Source organism: Klebsiella sp. Q11 (assembly GCF_964241505.1).
GTDB classification, from domain to species: domain Bacteria; phylum Pseudomonadota; class Gammaproteobacteria; order Enterobacterales; family Enterobacteriaceae; genus Klebsiella; species Klebsiella michiganensis.
The window spans coordinates 60,997-76,436 of the sequence record NZ_CAXSXW010000005.1; the positions used below are offsets into that span (position 1 = coordinate 60,997).

The 15,440-nt window shown below is 51.4% G+C and carries 16 protein-coding genes; 10 read left to right on the forward strand and 6 right to left on the reverse strand.

From position 1 onward, the window contains the following. Positions 1-62: 62 nt before the first annotated feature. The 3 genes from ACESQ2_RS09305 to nifJ form a co-directional block, all read right to left on the reverse strand. On the reverse strand, positions 63-275 hold the full coding sequence (locus ACESQ2_RS09305) for a KTSC domain-containing protein (protein ID WP_025107974.1): 213 nt from the start codon (positions 273-275) through the stop codon (positions 63-65). Positions 276-428: 153 nt separating this feature from the next. Then, entirely contained in the window at positions 429-1,535 is a 1,107-nt protein-coding gene (ompC, locus tag ACESQ2_RS09310) for a porin OmpC (protein ID WP_025107973.1), read from the reverse strand. Between the two features lie 356 nt (positions 1,536-1,891). Further along, positions 1,892-5,419, reverse strand: a complete 3,528-nt coding sequence (nifJ, locus tag ACESQ2_RS09315) for a pyruvate:ferredoxin (flavodoxin) oxidoreductase (protein ID WP_038424419.1) — start codon at positions 5,417-5,419, stop codon at positions 1,892-1,894. A gap of 480 nt (positions 5,420-5,899) precedes the next feature. On the opposite strand from nifJ, the gene ACESQ2_RS09320 reads away from it, so the two are divergent. From ACESQ2_RS09320 to ACESQ2_RS09365, 10 genes are all read left to right on the forward strand, one after another. Further along, entirely contained in the window at positions 5,900-6,601 is a 702-nt protein-coding gene (locus ACESQ2_RS09320; RefSeq protein WP_046877232.1) for a S24 family peptidase, read from the forward strand. A 461-nt stretch (positions 6,602-7,062) separates the two neighbouring features. Next, a complete protein-coding gene (locus ACESQ2_RS09325; protein WP_014229124.1) occupies positions 7,063-7,425 on the forward strand; it encodes a hypothetical protein in 363 nt (120 codons plus the stop codon). A gap of 76 nt (positions 7,426-7,501) precedes the next feature. Continuing rightward, positions 7,502-7,894 carry a phage holin family protein gene (locus tag ACESQ2_RS09330; RefSeq protein ID WP_025107970.1) on the forward strand — a complete coding sequence of 131 codons (393 nt, stop codon included), beginning with the start codon at positions 7,502-7,504 and terminating at the stop codon, positions 7,892-7,894. Continuing rightward, a complete protein-coding gene (locus ACESQ2_RS09335; RefSeq protein ID WP_032749344.1) occupies positions 7,884-8,156 on the forward strand; it encodes a phage holin family protein in 273 nt (90 codons plus the stop codon). The genes ACESQ2_RS09330 and ACESQ2_RS09335 overlap by 11 nt, the downstream gene beginning before the upstream one ends. Positions 8,157-8,163: 7 nt before the next feature. Continuing rightward, positions 8,164-8,706, forward strand: a complete 543-nt coding sequence (locus tag ACESQ2_RS09340) for a glycoside hydrolase family 108 protein (protein ID WP_004850338.1) — start codon at positions 8,164-8,166, stop codon at positions 8,704-8,706. A 229-nt stretch (positions 8,707-8,935) separates the two neighbouring features. Then, positions 8,936-10,090 (forward strand): tail fiber domain-containing protein, encoded by a 1,155-nt coding sequence (locus ACESQ2_RS09345; RefSeq protein ID WP_032720806.1) that lies wholly within the window; start codon positions 8,936-8,938, stop codon positions 10,088-10,090. 3 nt (positions 10,091-10,093) lie between these two features. Continuing rightward, on the forward strand, positions 10,094-10,228 hold the full coding sequence (locus ACESQ2_RS09350; protein WP_256681588.1) for a hypothetical protein: 135 nt from the start codon (positions 10,094-10,096) through the stop codon (positions 10,226-10,228). Then, a complete protein-coding gene (locus tag ACESQ2_RS09355; protein ID WP_224260716.1) occupies positions 10,218-12,215 on the forward strand; it encodes an S-type pyocin domain-containing protein in 1,998 nt (665 codons plus the stop codon). The genes ACESQ2_RS09350 and ACESQ2_RS09355 overlap by 11 nt, the downstream gene beginning before the upstream one ends. Next, the gene (locus ACESQ2_RS09360; protein ID WP_032720805.1) at positions 12,212-12,484 is read left to right on the forward strand and encodes a hypothetical protein; all 273 of its coding nucleotides are present in this window, start codon (positions 12,212-12,214) and stop codon (positions 12,482-12,484) included. The genes ACESQ2_RS09355 and ACESQ2_RS09360 overlap by 4 nt, the downstream gene beginning before the upstream one ends. Positions 12,485-12,896: 412 nt before the next feature. Continuing rightward, the gene (locus ACESQ2_RS09365; protein ID WP_004101621.1) at positions 12,897-13,169 is read left to right on the forward strand and encodes a DUF333 domain-containing protein; all 273 of its coding nucleotides are present in this window, start codon (positions 12,897-12,899) and stop codon (positions 13,167-13,169) included. Here the strand turns inward: ACESQ2_RS09365 and hslJ are convergent. The 3 genes from hslJ to ACESQ2_RS09380 all read right to left on the reverse strand — a co-directional run bounded on the left by hslJ (position 13,166) and on the right by ACESQ2_RS09380 (position 15,368). Further along, entirely contained in the window at positions 13,166-13,606 is a 441-nt protein-coding gene (hslJ, locus tag ACESQ2_RS09370; RefSeq protein WP_014229134.1) for a heat shock protein HslJ, read from the reverse strand. The genes ACESQ2_RS09365 and hslJ overlap by 4 nt on opposite strands. A 125-nt stretch (positions 13,607-13,731) precedes the next feature. Beyond that, positions 13,732-14,721 (reverse strand): 2-hydroxyacid dehydrogenase, encoded by a 990-nt coding sequence (locus ACESQ2_RS09375; RefSeq protein ID WP_373170325.1) that lies wholly within the window; start codon positions 14,719-14,721, stop codon positions 13,732-13,734. Positions 14,722-14,870: 149 nt separating this feature from the next. After that, positions 14,871-15,368, reverse strand: coding sequence for a DedA family protein (locus ACESQ2_RS09380; RefSeq protein WP_182095013.1), 498 nt, complete (start codon positions 15,366-15,368; stop codon positions 14,871-14,873). Positions 15,369-15,440 lie beyond the last annotated feature (72 nt).

A 15,440-nucleotide genomic window follows, 5' to 3' on the forward strand; every position in this document is an offset into this window, starting at 1 on the left:
CCACTTAAAGTGTAGGCCATCCAGTTGATTATTGTACATTGAGCGCAATCACACTTTCGCCATCAGGCACGGCGGCGTTCAGTAAATTTTCCTTTGATCACGCCGTCGTAAAAACGGCCTTTAGAAACCACCTGGAGAAAGTCGCGGAAAATGCGCGGCGGGACGCCGAGATACTGTAGGGTTTTGTTATCGCGAAAACGAATTTCAAGAATACCGGAGGACTCATCGTAGGCGATGGAATGGATACGGGATGATTTCACGGGATGATGGTACATGGCGGGCGTCCTCTACGGCTACGGCGGTTCCTGGTAGCAATATAACATTCATCGGTCGATTATTTTAAAGCAATTGATATATTGTTTTGCTTTGAATGCAGTCGATGGCCGGGAGGGGAAGTGAAAGCCCGCCGTTGCCAGCGGGCCCGCAGATTAGAACTGGTAAACCAGGCCTAAAGCAACCACGTCATCGGTAGAGATGCCGTTGTTGGAATAGAAGCTATCGTCTTCGTCCAGCAGGTTGATTTTGTAATCAACGTAGGTGGACATATTACGGTTGAAGTAATAAGTCGCACCAATGTCAGCATATTTAACCAGATCTTTGTCACCATCGGTTTTGCTCAAATCTTTACCTTTAGACATCAGGAAAGAGACCGCCGGACGCAGACCAAAGTCGAACTGATACTGCGCAGTTACTTCAAAGTTCTGGGTTTTATTGGCGACGCCGTTGCCGTTACCGTATGGCGTCATGTTGCGGGTTTCGGAATACATGGTTGCCAGGTAAATATTGTTGGCATCGTATTTCAGGCCGGTAGTCCAGGCTTCCGCTTTATCGCCCTGTGCGGTAGTTTGGGTCATCTGATCGTTGGTACGGTCAGAAGAGGTGTAGGCGGCGGCAGCGCTGATACCCATACCGAAATCATAAGAAGTTGACAGACCAAAACCGTCGCCGTTGGCGTTACGTACGCTGCGATCGCCGTTGTTGGTGCCTTCGCCGCTGCCGGCGTTTTCATTTTTACCCTGATACTGCAGGGCGAAGTTCAGGCCGTTAACCAGACCGAAGAAGTCATTGTTACGGTAGGTCGCTACGCCGTTAGCGCGGCCGGTCATAAAGTTATCGGCCTGGGTGTAGGAGTCGCCGCCGAACTCTGGCAGCATATCGGTCCAGCCTTCTACGTCGTACAGTACGCCGTAGTTACGGCCATAGTCGAATGAACCGTAGTTAGCGAATTTCAGACCCGCAAACGCCAGACGGGTCCAGGACTGGTTGTCGGCGCCTTCGGTGTTGTTCGCCTGAACGTTATATTCCCACTGACCGTAGCCGGTCAGCTGATCGTTAATCTGAGTTTCGCCTTTGAAGCCAAGACGGACGTAGGATTGATCGCCATCTTTAGATGAATCATCGGAGAAATAATGCAGACCATCTACCTTGCCATAGAGGTCCAGTTTATTTCCGTCTTTATTATAAATCTCAGCAGAGTGAGCAGCGCCAGCAGCTAACAATGCCGGGATAACGAGGGCCAGTACTTTTCTTTTCATTTAGACAATCCTTTAACGGTTTTTGTTTTAGCTTCCTCCTGGGAAGTGAACTCATGCTAAATGAGCAAATTAAGATATGGTAAATATCAATTGTTACGATATGAGTAAAATCTAAAATAAATAATTCAACTGAAATGGTGATAGTTAGAATGAATGATTTTGTGAAATACATACAAAATAAAAATTATACACGGTGATTTTAATATCGTATTATCCGCCCGTTATATGCCTTTTATTGTCATCTAAGAATTTATGTTGCCCTCCGTTCCTGAGAATGGTTTTTATTGAGCGGTAAAATGACAAGCCCGAATGAATATTCGGGCTTTTTTTATGGGTGGCTAAAAAACGTCAGTAAATTAGCTTTCGGTTGCCGGTTTTTCCACCTTACCGGCCAGCTGGGCAAGGAAGTCATAGCGTTTTTGTAAATCCGCCGTCGCATCCTTCCACAGCTGTTCCGCGACTTCCGGCTGCTGCGCGTTAAGGCGGCGGAAGCGCTGCTCGTTCAGGAGCGTTTCTGCCAGCGCGTCTGACGGCGGACGGGAGTCCAGCGCCAGCGGAAGTTTACCTTCATCGGCGCGACGTGGGTCAAAGCGATACAGCGGCCAGAATCCGGTCGCGGTCAGCTGACGCATCTGATCGTGGCTCAGCGCCAGATCGTAACCGTGTTCTTCGCAAGGGCTGTAGGCAATAATCAGCGACGGGCCCGGATACGCTTCCGCTTCCTGAATCGCTTTTACCGTCTGGTTCAGCTGCGCGCCAAGGGAAATCTGCGCGACGTAAACGTGGCCGTACATCATCATGCTGACGCCGAGGTCTTTGCGCGCCTTGCGCTTACCGTGTTCGCCAAACTTGGTGACCGCCCCCAGCGGGGTGGCTTTTGATGCCTGGCCGCCGGTGTTGGAATAGCATTGGGTATCGAGCACCAGAATATTGACGTTTTCGGTCAGGCTCAGCACGTGGTCAAGACCGCCGAAGCCGATATCGTAGGCCCAGCCATCGCCACCGATTAGCCAGATCGATTTCTCGACCAGCGCGTCGGCGTCGGTTAGCAGCTCTTTCGCGTCGGCTTCATTTGCCAGAACCTTACGCAGCTCGGCCACCTGTTCGCGGCGTACTTCAGGCGTTGCTTCCGCGTGCAGCGCGTCGTTAAGCGCGGGCGGAAGTTTATCGGCGAACTGCGACAGCAGACGCATTACGCGCTGACGGTGCTGATCGACGGTGAGGCGGAAACCGAGACCAAACTCGGCGTTATCCTCGAACAGCGAGTTAGCCCACGCCGGCCCGCGGCCGTTGGCATCGGTGGTGTAGGGCGTGGAAGGCAGGTTGCCGCCGTAAATCGATGAACAACCGGTGGCGTTGGCAATCAGCATCCGGTCGCCGTAGAGCTGAGTCAGCAGCTTGATATACGGCGTTTCGCCGCAGCCGGAGCAGGCGCCGGAGTATTCGAACAGCGGGCTGATCAGCTGCGAGGTGCGGATATCGATACGCTCCAGCTTGCTGCGGTCCATTTCCGGCAGATTGAGGAAGTAGTCATAATTCACTTTCTCTTCTTCAACATGTTCAAGGCGCGACATCATATTGATGGCCTTGATTTCCGGGTTCTGCCTGTCTTTGGCCGGACAAACCTCGACGCAGAGATTACAGCCGGTGCAATCTTCAGGCGCGACCTGCAGAACGTACTTCTGGCCGCGCATATCGCGGGATTTAACGTCCAGAGAATGCAGGCTGGCCGGGGCATTTTCCATCGCGTCCGGGGAGACCACTTTCGCGCGGATTGCCGAGTGCGGGCAGGCGGCCACGCAGTGGTTACACTGGGTGCAAAGTTCTTCTTTCCAGATAGGGATCTCTTCGGCGATATTGCGTTTTTCCCAGCGGGTGGTGCCCATCGGCCAGGTACCGTCCGGCGGCAGGGCGGAGACCGGAAGCGCATCGCCGAGCCCGGCCAGCATGGCGGCGGTTACGGTTTTGACGAAATCCGGCGCGGCGTCGGAGACGACCGGCGGGCGGTTCGGGCTGTTGGCATCGACCTGCTGCAGCGGCACTTCCGCCAGCGATTCGCGGGCCAGGGCCAGCGCCTGCCAGTTGCGTTCGACCAGCTCCTGACCTTTGCTGCTGTAGCTTTTAGCAATCGCCCCCTGCAGCTCCGCCAGCGCGCTATCGCCCGGCAGGATCTGCGTCAGATGGAAAAAGGCCATCTGCATGACGGTGTTGATACGCGCCCCCAGGCTACACTCGCGGGCGATTTTTGCCGCGTTAACGATATAAAACCGCGCTTTTTTCTGATTCAGCGTGGCCTGGACTTCCTGCGGCAGACGCGACCAGACCTCTTCGGCGCCGTAAGGCGTGTTGAGCAGGAAAATACCGCCGGGCTTCAGGCGTTCAACCATCTGATACTTGTCGATAAACTGCAGCTGGTGGCAGCCGACGAAATCCGCCTGCGAAATCAGATAGGAAGAACGAATCGGCTTCTCGCTAACGCGCAGATGGGAAACCGTCAGGCCGCCGGCCTTTTTCGAATCATAGACGAAATAGCCCTGCGAGAACCACGGCGTCGAGTTACCGATAATCTTGATATTGTTTTTGGTGGCCGAGACGCTACCGTCGCTGCCGAGCCCGTAAAACAGGGCTTCCAGCTTCGCCTCCGACGGCAGCGTGTTTTCTACCAGCGGCAGCGAAAGATTGGTGACGTCATCGTAGATGCCGACGGTAAAGCGCGGCTTGGGTTTAGCGGCGCTCAGTTCGTTGAATATCGCCAGGACGCACTCCGGCCCGAACTCTTTTGAAGAGAGACCGTAGCGGCCGCCAATGGTACGCGGCAGGGTTTCTCGCTCGCCGCGGTTGAAGGCTTCCGCCAGCGCGGTCATCACGTCGAGATACAGCGGCTCAGCCTGGGCGCCCGGTTCCTTGGTGCGGTCAAGCACCGCTACGGCGCGGGCGCTTACCGGCAGCGCTTCCAGCAGGTGGGCTGCGGAGAAGGGGCGGTAAAGACGAACTTTCAGTACACCGACTTTTTCACCGCGGCTCAGCAGTTCATCAACCACTTCCTCACAGGTGCCGATTGCGGAGCCCATAATCACGATAACGCGCTCGGCTTGTGGATGGCCGTAGAACTCAAACGGTTTGTACTGACGCCCGGTGGCGGCGGCAAAATCGTTCATCGCCGTTTCAACGTGCGCGTAAACCGCGTCGTACCACGGGTTAGTTGCTTCACGTGACTGGAAGTAGGTATCCGGATTCGCTGAGGTGCCGCGGATTACCGGATGTTCGGGGTTCAGGGCGCGCTGGCGATGTTCATCGATTTTATCCTGCGGCAGCAGGCTGAGAAGGGTATCGTCCGCCAGCGGGGCGATTTTGTTGATTTCGTGCGAGGTGCGGAAACCATCAAAGAAATGAATAAATGGCACCCGGCTTTGCAGCGTGGCGATATGCGAAATCAGCGCAAAGTCCTGGGCTTCCTGGACGCTGCTGGCGCAGAGCATCGCGCAGCCGGTCTGACGCACGGCCATGACGTCCGAGTGATCGCCGAATATGGAGAGCGCGTGGGTTGCCACGGTGCGGGCGGCGACGTGCAGAACAAACGGCATCAGCTGGCCGGCCAGTTTGTACAGCGTCGGGATCATCAGCAGTAAACCCTGCGATGAAGTAAAAGAGGTCGAGAGGGCGCCAGTTTGCAGCGCGCCGTGTACGGCGCCGATTGCCCCGGCTTCCGACTGCATTTCGACGACGCGGGGAACATCGCCCCAGACGTTTTTCAGCCCGTTGCCCGCCCAGGCGTCCGCCTGCTCCGCCATCGTGGAGCTGGGCGTGATCGGGTAGATGGCGATAACTTCACTGGTGCGAAACGCGACTGAAGCAACCGCGCCATTACCGTCGATAGTGATCATATCAATACTCACATTGCTAAATTTTTGATAAAAAAGTTTTTATGCCCATTGATACACGCTGAGCACTCGCTGAGCTCTTCTGCGAAACCGCTATCGGCGCGATTCCACCGGTAGCGGATAAGTTCGTATCTCACCTGCCTGGTAACGGGGTTGCGTTACCTGCATCGCTACGGGCAGGGTGACCGGGTTTGTGAATCACTGTTTAAGTATAGACCCCAGAGGAACATGATTTTTTGATCTCCAGTAGCGACAAAATCCATAGTTCAGATAAATTAATTCAAGGTATTACATAGGTGCCTACGTATGAACGACACCCTACACCAAAATCAGTGGCGTCATTTTTCCATAAGTAGCAGTGTGGCGAATTTCGCCAGTCAAAGCCTCCTGACCGACAACACTACCTTAATTACCTGTAGGTAATTTATTCGAGCTTTGCTATATTTTAGATACCTGATGGTAAATGGCGTTAGAATCATTGCGATGGATAAATACGAAATCAGACGACAGCGCTTGCTCTATATCCGTGATAATTTATGCGGCGGTAAGGCTGTTGATGTGGCCCGAACCCTTGGACGGGAGCCTTCTTACGTCTCAAGGATGCTCTACCCCGAAGGCAAAAAGCAAAAGAAAAGGATAGCTGACGAGATGGTCGAACTTATTGAATCTTCGTTCAATCTGCCCCGCGGATGGATGGACGGTATCACCGGGAATATTGATATCGAGCGAGAACCGGTAGAGGATTCGCCGCAGATGCCATATGTCATTGAGGTTCTGGATGCCCAGGCCAGCGCAGGGCCGGGCTGCATTGTCTCCAGTGAGGTTGATGAAACGGTGAATAGCATCACCTATGACTCTGCCGGCGCGCTGCGGCTTTTTGGTAACCGGCCCGCAGAGCATATCAAGGTGATCACGGTCTCCGGCGATAGCATGTCCGGCACCATTGAGACCGGTGACTACATTTTTGTCGATGTCTCGAAAGACTACTTTGAAGGTGACGGCATTTATGTCTTTTCTTTTAAAGGCGCGGTGCTGGTGAAACGTCTTCAGTTCACGGCGGATGGGCTGCTCGTTCACTCGGATAACAGCAAATATGCGGACTGGACGATTGGCGAAAGCCATGAACAGTATCTGAAGATCATTGGTCGCGTGATTTATAGCCACAGCGTTAAACGCTTTGTTTAAAGGCGTTCATTGCCGCGCAGCTTCGCCATCCTGTTTCTGTCATAAACCCTGATCTCAGCCATAAGCATTACCCGGGTATGCCTCCTGTACGCCGGGCATACCTGCGGCTTCGCACCCCAATCCAGTGACACGCTGTTCAACACTACCCGCCTCGGACCTTTTCAGCTGTTTTTACGCGTCAGGCCACTATTTTTCAAAAATATTTTCAATATTTTCAACTGGTTAATTTGTTTTTTTTTATAAAGTATACCTATGGGTATTTATTTTTAAATAACCCTGAGGTATTCTTTTGTCATCAGCTTGATAGGCAGCACTATCCGGATGATGAAATACAACGATTCATAACTGAATCTACGTGGCTGAAAAGCCAGCGCCATGGCGCAGTGCGCTTTGGGGTGAAGCCATTGGCAAGGATCCGATTGCCGAAGGCATTCCGCCAAAGCCCATTAAAGGAGACCGCAATGTCCCGTAAAACCGCGTTTAATGGCTCCGCTGCGGGCCGACGTCGCGCGCAGCGCTCCCACTTACAAAATCCGCAAACGCTCAGTTCAGATCTTATCCATCGGCCCACTCCGTCCCGCGCTCAGATTCAGGCAAAAGGGAAGCACCATACGCCTGAACGTATTGAGGACGCATTGCCGATTAAATTTGTGGCACAGGATATTTTTTGGCAGCGCGAGGAATATAAACGGCAAATTGAGCGAGCGACCATCATTTATCAGCAAGAATTTGCACACCAGTATGCGCAGCCAGGAACCTGGCTCTTCCAGAGGGCAATTTATGCGCTTGGTTTGCAAAAAAGAAAGAAAGTAACGGCGAGGTAACGCCTTAGTGCCAGGAAAAATGACCCTGCGCTTCGTTATTTACCATCATAACTCATAGTGAAAGAAGGGAGGGTATATGTCCGATCCTGTTTCAGGTACGTCGATAATTGTTGCTGGTGGATTAATGGGCGCTGGTATGTTTGGCCTGGTGACAGGTATTGATTATGGCGTTGTTTTTGGGGCTTTTGCCGGCGCGGTATTTTATGTTGCGACGGCGGTTAATATCACGCGTTTTAGACTCGTCGCCTATTTTATGACTTCTTTTATTGTCGGCGTTTTGGGTTCCGGGTTAATTGGTACGAAGCTGGCTATCTGGACCGGATACAATGAACGACCTTTAGACGCGTTAGGCGCCGTGCTGATATCCGCGCTGATTATTAAGATACTTACGTTCCTGAATAATCAAGAACTAACCGACCTCTACAAAATACTAACCCGCAACAATAGTGGGCGCCCGAATGGGAAATGAACTTCCCGCGCTGCTTAATGCCGTTCTCTGCGCTTTGATCACCCTAACCTTAATGTTTTATCGGCGCGCCCGGTACAGAAGGTATCGACCATGGATATCGTATACGGCTTATTTACTGGTAATCACCTATGCCAGCATACCGTTTCGTTATCTCTTCGGCTTGTATACGTCGACCCACTGGTTGGTTGTTACCGTGAATTTTTTTGTCTTTATTGCCGTGTTCCTGGTGAGGGGGAATATTGCGCATTTAATCGATAAATGAGGAATAAATGAATAAAGATGAGATTTTTAATGCCATTCTGGAAAAGGAGGGCGGTTATGTAAATCATCCTGATGATAAAGGAGGTCCGACAAACTGGGGGATTACTCAAGTCACCGCACGGGCTCATGGTTATGATGGCGATATGCAAAAACTGACGCGCCAACAGGCGCTGGATATTCTCAACGCTGACTACTGGATTGCGCCCCGGTTCGATCATGTTGCTGAAATATCTACCGCGATCGCTGAAAAACTGTGTGACGCCGGGGTCAATATGGGGCCTGTTCTGCCGGGTAAGTGGCTTCAACGCTGGTTAAACGCTTTTAATCATCGTGGGGTACTTTATCCGGATCTTATAACTGATGGTGTTATTGGCCCCAGGACCTTAAATGCCTTGAGCCATTATGTTATTCGAAGAGGCAGTGAAGGGGAGCTTGTACTGCTACGGGCATTAAACTGTAGCCAGGGGCAGTATTATCTGGAGTTAGCAGAAAAAAGTGAGGCTAATAAATCATTTATATATGGTTGGTTAAGGGCTCGGATAGCTATGTAATTTTCTGTTTTATTAATCTAATTCGTTCAGTAACTGAAATCTGGAGGAAGTGAATATGTATACATCTAATGATTTAACCCTCTCAATGTTCTCGCGGAGAGAGTAAAGGGCAATTAAGTTAAGTGAGTTGCAATCAGGTATTTATTGGGAAATCCAGATGCAAGTGCCGGATGCATATATTCGAATATTTATACGGTAAGTAATTAAATCCTCGGTAAGGAATATTTAAATGGTTGAACAAAAAAGTAATGCGCAAATTTTAAATGGCGTTAACGACGATATTTCAGAAATGAAATCATTGGCCACATTGCGTAAACGTGTGGTGACAGATGGTGAAGTCGTTTCTAAATCTCAGAACGCGTTCCGCCTGGCTGGTAGCAAAACGGGAGTCATACTGCGCAATGACGGGAATGATTTTCACGCCCTGGTAACCTCTGAGGGGCAGGCGCAAGACGGGCAATGGAATACCCTTCGCCCATTATCCTTTAACCTCAAAACTGGCCGCGTTGCTCTTCGTAATGGTGTGGATATTTCAGGCGGGGCCATGGTTTCTCACAATGCGGGAGTTTTTACCACATTGACCGGGCCAGATGCGCTTATTAACGGTCAAACCTATGACTCTGCCCCTATGTATACCGATTTCAAGACTGGCAGCGTCGTTACAAGAATGCTTATGGGGGCTCGGGTTAACGCCGGTCATGATGATTACGGCTTACTTTCATACCGTGACTGGCATGGAAAGTGGAATGAGCTTCGTGTCCGTCCTAACAATGAACTTGATGCAGGTCAGTATGTTAAACGCAATCCAGACGGATGGTTTGTCGCGAAAGGTTATCGCCAGGCAGATAACAACGCAGCCAGAATAACGAACGGTTTATGCATTCAGGGGGCAGGAGATTTATCCGCAGACCTCTATCACTCTGAACGTATTGGCCAGCATCATTTCTTCGGCCTACATGTGGCCAACGGTGGCGCGCAGGGCTGGTATGAGTTCCGTAATGATGGTCATGCCTATACTAATGGCGCCTGGCACAGCAGTTCTGACGCACGCATGAAAACCCAGGTTGAAAAAATCGATAATGCATTTGAAAAACTGAATCGCATCAGTGGTTACACCTACCTGAAGCAGGGAGTTAGCGAAGCTGGCGTTATCGCACAAGAAGTGGAGGCTGTTCTACCTCAAACCGTCTCTCGGACTGAAGTGATTTTAAACGATGGCCGTGTGCTGAAGGATGCCCTCAGCATAAATATCAATGGTGTAGTGGCCCTGCTTGTTGAAGCGCTTAAAGAAGAACGTCAGGCGTTGATTCAGGAGCAGGAAGCCAGACAGTCATTTGAACGACGTCTGGCAGCGCTTGAAGAACGTGTAGGCCGGGAGGGCTGATTCATGGATGAATATGATAATAATGATGCGCCGCCGGTGACAAAGAGTTTCCGTCTGTCTGCTGAAGAAAACGGGACGGGCCTTCGGGTTACCTCCTCGGTGAAAAAACCGATTAAGGCTGAACACTATGACAACTGAATTGAATGGTCCGGGGCCTATTGCCGGGGAATATAAAGGTGGTAGTAGCGATAATCTTAATGAACAGAGTGACAATTCGACTCCGGGGGGCAGCAATAACGGCAATTCCGGTAATCATGACCCGAATACGGCCCCATTATCCGCTGCAGATAAACAGATTGCTGCCGTAAAAAGCGACCCAAAAGTACGCCAGAGACTGGCGGATTTAATTAAAGGGGCAAAAGCAATTAATCCGAACGCGCACCTTTTTACCAGTGAGCTTTCGCAAAGCGGTATGCTGACTATCGGAATCGATGGTTTAACAGTTGATCAAACTTTCGCACTTGGTCTGCGCGGAATTATCACCATCACTGGCACTGATGGCCCTCATTCCTTTGGCAGTTTTGACACCGGACATAAAATCGGGGATTTCGATAGCAGGCCGAGCGGCAATAATGGCAGTGCAGAAAATCTGGCTGAAAACAAGACGTCACTTGAAGCTTACGCCTCTGTCATGCAGGGGGAGATCCCCACAGGATTCTGGGTTGATAATGAAAAAATCATGACTGAAGTTATTGTGATATTCGAAATTAATGGTGGAGGAAAAGGAAACGACCGTACGGGTTCCAGAAAGGAAAAAGTAGAAGTTAAGTCTCTGACTGAAGCATTTAAAACATGGAAGAGAATCAAAGACGAGATTGCAGACGAGGCCCGTAAAGCAGAGGAGGCTCATAAAGCAGAGGAAGCTCGTAAGGCCCTTTTTGACAAAGTTGGAATTCAGGACACGCCTGTTTACACACCGGAAATGGTGAAATATGCAAATGCTCAACTGGCGGCAGCCGTAGCAACGGTCCTTAACAGAGCGCCGTCCGGGATACAGTTGTCCGGTGTAGGTAAGGGAGTTGTTACTGCGCTCAGCGAGTGGGCGGGTTCGATAGCAGGCGCACTATGGCGGGGAGCTGTCGCGGTGGCTGAAATCGCCACTGCCAGTACCGCTGGTCCCATGGTAGCTGCGGCATCGACAATATTTTTCTCACCACCCGCAGGAGGCGGTAATGATAGTAAAGTTCCTGGACGTGATATTGATATGATGGCTGCCCAGGCCCGCTTGTTTACGGCCGGTAAGGTGAATATCGAACCAGGGATGAATATGGTTGACCTGCCGGTACGCGGATTTATTACCACGGAGGATAACGGAAGACAGTCAGTGATGCTGGTGAAAACCGGTTTCGGCAGCGTGTCAGCCACGGTACCTGTACTGAATGGCGTGCGTGACAAGACCACAGGGCTTGATAAAATCACTGTACCAGCCGTGGCGGGCGCCCCGTCGCGGACCATTCTGGTAAATCCTGTGCCGGTCGGGCCCGCTGCCCCGCCTCACACCGGTAACAGTACGCCGGCACCGGTGACCCCTGTACATACTGGCACGGAGGTTAAGCAGGCCGACAGTATCGTCACGACCACGTTCCCGGCCGCAGACCTCCCGCCACTGCAGGATTTCATTTACTGGCAGCCTGATGTAACGGGGACGGGCGTTGAGCCGATCTATGTTATGCTGAACGGGCCTTATGGCGAGACCAATGCTAAAGGGAAATACAGTAATCGTCCGTACAACACCGAAAAGGCAGGCGGTCCGGTTCAGAATCTGGACTGGAAGGCGGCAATCATTGACCGTGCAGGCATTGATAAGGTGAAACTACATACAGGTCGTTTTGCTGAATCAGATGCCAATAAAGTGATGATTGACAGGCTAGAAAAAATTCTAAAAGGTGAGCTACAGGCTACTGATACCGATAAGAGATACTACACTCATGAGGTCAGAGAACTGGAGCGCTACAGACAGCTTGGCGTTAAAGATAGCGCTCTCCCAGCGAATGAAGCTGAGGTATGGAATAATACTCATACAGCCACTCTGGAGGACTATAAATTAGGTAATAGCGAAACTCTTTTATATACACCAGAAGCGCTGAAAGCAGCAGAAGAACAAGAGTTAAGGGGGTTAAAGTGATTGATTTTGAACGTATAGTAGCAGAGCAGACGCTCGAGGATATTATTCTCTACTTAACAAGGAATGAGAATGGCTTTGGTTATCCTCAAATGGATCGTTTTTTCAGTCGTTATAAGTTTTCAGTAATAGAAAGTGGGGAGTTTATGAGGACCTTTGAACAGATGCGTCAAAAAGGCGTGGTCGTATGGGGCGAAAAAATGCTTGTCAAAAAAGGTCCCAATTGGCAAGAGCCAAAATTCGTCACTGAAAAGAAATACGGTATTCAATAACTTTCATATTTGAAAAATTGCCAGCACATCCCCTGCTGGCTTTTTTTATGTTTGACTGTGACGAGTCCCTGCCGAGTAGAGCCATTCAACTCTGACGATTGTCGCTGATAGGAATGAAAGTGATTTGGATGCTCACCAGTGAGTCAAAGAAGCTAAGATTGAACGCACAGGAAATAATCTTGCAGAACAAAGAACTACATATTTAACTGTCGGGAAACTATCGCCTCATTATGATGAGTCTCAGTCGTACAGAGATTAATGTGCTCATGCTGAGAGGCTTCTGACGCCAAAAAATTTGCTAATAAATGTTAATACAGCGCATAAATACGTACTTCGCCTCTCGACGCGGCGCGCTGAGCTGCCTATTATCCTTAGGCTTGTCCATTTTAAGATGTATCTGAGGGGAGAGAAGATGCGAGCTGCGTTTTTAGTGGGATGTGCTGCGCTGTTACTGTCGGCGTGTAGTAGCAATGATGAACCTGTTCAGCAGGCAACGGCGGCGCACGTGTCGCCGGGAATGCGTGCCGCGATGAGCAGCTCCGGCCAGGCAAACTGCGCCATGGTTGGCGGCTCGTTATCGGTCGCCCGCCAGCTTGATGGCTCCGCTATCGGCATGTGCGCATTGCCGAACGGCAAGCGCTGCAGCGAGCAGGCGCTGGCAGGCGGAAGCTGCGGTAACTATTAATTCATCAGGTCGGCGAGCTTATACACCAGCGTCTGGTCGGCGGTCGCCAGCGTTAGCTGCGTTTCCGTCAGGTCGACCTGCGCGCCTTCGCGCAGCATTTTGCTTAGCGTGGCGTCCAGCGCGTTCAGCTGCGAGTCCGTGCAGAGCATGCGGGTCATCGCCAGCTCTTCAACCTTCAGCTCGCCGTCCGAGACTTTGCCCGTGCCGCTGAAGCGGTTGCACATATTACCTGAAACAGACATCTTGCCCGTAATGGGCATTTTTTCGCCGAAGCTCAGCTCCTGCGGCTTATCCGCGGCATTCAGCGGCTGCCCGTTAACGCTGGTCAGCACAAAACGGTGATGCTGAAGCTGTTCCGCTCTGGTTGACACCTTGCTGTTATAAACGCAGCCCGATAGCAACATTCCAGCCGCCAGCAGCGCAGCAAACTTGTTCATTTAGTCTCCATAAATATTTATCGTATTAATAAATGAAGGGAATTGTAACTTTATCGCAGGCGATTACTGTGGGGATTATCTGAATGTGCCCCCCGCAGAGGAGGAGCACAAAAGGGAAAGGAATATCAGACCAGCGCGTTAGGGCAGGTTTCTCTAGCATCCACCTGACGCAGGTTGTCGAGGGTGGTTTGTGAAATGCTGATCAGCGCTTCCGCGGTCAGAAACGCCTGGTGACCGGTAAAAAGGACGTTATGGCAGGCGGAGAGACGGCGGAACACATCATCCTGAATCACGTCATTAGACTTATCTTCAAAGAACAGATCGCGTTCGTTCTCATACACGTCCATCCCCAGCGCGCCAATTTTCTGATGCTTAAGGGCGTCGATTGCTGCCTGCGAATCGATGAGCGCGCCGCGGCTGGTGTTGATGATCATCACCCCGTCTTTCATGCGATCGAACGCGGCATGGTTCAGCAAATGGTAGTTTTCATCAGTCAGCGGGCAGTGCAGGGAGATAACGTCAGACTCCCGGTACAGGGTTTCAAGATCGACATACTCCACGCCCATATCCAGCGCGGCGGCGCTTGGGTAGGGATCAAATGCCAGCAGACGCATACCGAAGCCTTTCAGAATGCGCAGCGCGGCGACGCCGATTTTACCGGTGCCGATAACGCCGGCGGTTTTACCGTGCATGGTGAAACCGGTTAGTCCTTCAAGGGAGAAGTTTGCATCGCGGGTGCGCTGATAGGCGCGATGAATACGGCGGTTCAGCGACATCATCATGCCGATCGCGTGCTCTGCGACCGCTTCCGGCGAGTAGGCCGGGACGCGCACCACGCGCAGGCCCAGCTCTTTCGCGGCATCGAGATCAACGTTGTTGAACCCCGCGCAGCGCAGCGCGATGTACTTCACGCCGTGGGCTTTCAGTTCTTCAAGTACCGGGCGGCTACCGTCATCGTTTACGAAGATGCACACCGCTTCACAGCCGTTGGCGGTTTTGGCGGTCTTTTCGGTTAGCAGGAAGTCAAAAAATTCCAGTTCAAAGCCGTATGCATCATTGACGTGCTGCAGATACTTCTTGTCGTACTGTTTCGTACTGTATACAGCGATTTTCATAAGACTTTTCTCCAGTAATAATACCGTCACGGTAGCATAATTAAAATAATCTTACAAATGTTAAAAACTAGTTTAATCAGCAGGTTATAGTATTAATTCTAGAGCATATCGTAGAGTTAAGAAATCTCTTTAAAAGACAATACGTTTCATTAAAAGTTGAGGCTCAGCGCCCCTGGCGCCAGCAGGACCAGCGGCCAGAGTAAACCTGAACTGACGTTAGCGAGCTGAAACTGCCAGAGAGAGGTCCCGCTGGCGCCGGTTACCAGCGGCACGGTGGCGCGCAGCGGAGAGAGAAAGCGGCTAAAAAAGACCGCCCACGCGCCGTGGCGGCGCAGGAACAGCTGGCCGCGAGCGAGGCGTTCGGCATTAAGCCAGCGGATACGATGCAGATGGTGCCGGTAGCGGTAGCCCGTCAGCCACGAGAGCCAGAATCCGCCGATGGCGCCGAGGCTGGCGCTCATCCACATTAACAAAAAATGGCCGACGCTGGCCGATGCCAGGGTGCCGAACAGCAGCAGTCCGGAGGTACCGGGGATCAGCAGCGAGATAACGGCGCAGGATTTAGCGAACGTCATCAGGAAAACCATCAGCAATACCAATGAATAGCGGCTCTGAGCGTATTCCATCAGCGAGATAATTAAGTCCACAGCACCATCCGTTTACGTTCGCAGGTGTGAACCAGTGTCGCAGGCGAAAACTAAACCCCGGTTAAATAGCCG

Excerpts from the sequence above, each read along its gene's own strand:
- ACESQ2_RS09305 (WP_025107974.1), bottom strand. The coding sequence starts at position 275 with ATGTACCATCATCCCGTGAAATCATCCCGTATCCATTCCATCGCCTAC.
- ompC (WP_025107973.1), bottom strand. The coding sequence starts at position 1,535 with ATGAAAAGAAAAGTACTGGCCCTCGTTATCCCGGCATTGTTAGCTGCT.
- nifJ (WP_038424419.1), bottom strand. The coding sequence starts at position 5,419 with ATGATCACTATCGACGGTAATGGCGCGGTTGCTTCAGTCGCGTTTCGC.
- ACESQ2_RS09320 (WP_046877232.1), top strand. The coding sequence starts at position 5,900 with ATGGATAAATACGAAATCAGACGACAGCGCTTGCTCTATATCCGTGAT.
- ACESQ2_RS09325 (WP_014229124.1), top strand. The coding sequence starts at position 7,063 with ATGTCCCGTAAAACCGCGTTTAATGGCTCCGCTGCGGGCCGACGTCGC.
- ACESQ2_RS09330 (WP_025107970.1), top strand. The coding sequence starts at position 7,502 with ATGTCCGATCCTGTTTCAGGTACGTCGATAATTGTTGCTGGTGGATTA.
- ACESQ2_RS09335 (WP_032749344.1), top strand. The coding sequence starts at position 7,884 with ATGGGAAATGAACTTCCCGCGCTGCTTAATGCCGTTCTCTGCGCTTTG.
- ACESQ2_RS09340 (WP_004850338.1), top strand. The coding sequence starts at position 8,164 with ATGAATAAAGATGAGATTTTTAATGCCATTCTGGAAAAGGAGGGCGGT.
- ACESQ2_RS09345 (WP_032720806.1), top strand. The coding sequence starts at position 8,936 with ATGGTTGAACAAAAAAGTAATGCGCAAATTTTAAATGGCGTTAACGAC.
- ACESQ2_RS09350 (WP_256681588.1), top strand. The coding sequence starts at position 10,094 with ATGGATGAATATGATAATAATGATGCGCCGCCGGTGACAAAGAGTTTC.
- ACESQ2_RS09355 (WP_224260716.1), top strand. The coding sequence starts at position 10,218 with ATGACAACTGAATTGAATGGTCCGGGGCCTATTGCCGGGGAATATAAA.
- ACESQ2_RS09365 (WP_004101621.1), top strand. The coding sequence starts at position 12,897 with ATGCGAGCTGCGTTTTTAGTGGGATGTGCTGCGCTGTTACTGTCGGCG.
- hslJ (WP_014229134.1), bottom strand. The coding sequence starts at position 13,606 with ATGAACAAGTTTGCTGCGCTGCTGGCGGCTGGAATGTTGCTATCGGGC.
- ACESQ2_RS09375 (WP_373170325.1), bottom strand. The coding sequence starts at position 14,721 with ATGAAAATCGCTGTATACAGTACGAAACAGTACGACAAGAAGTATCTG.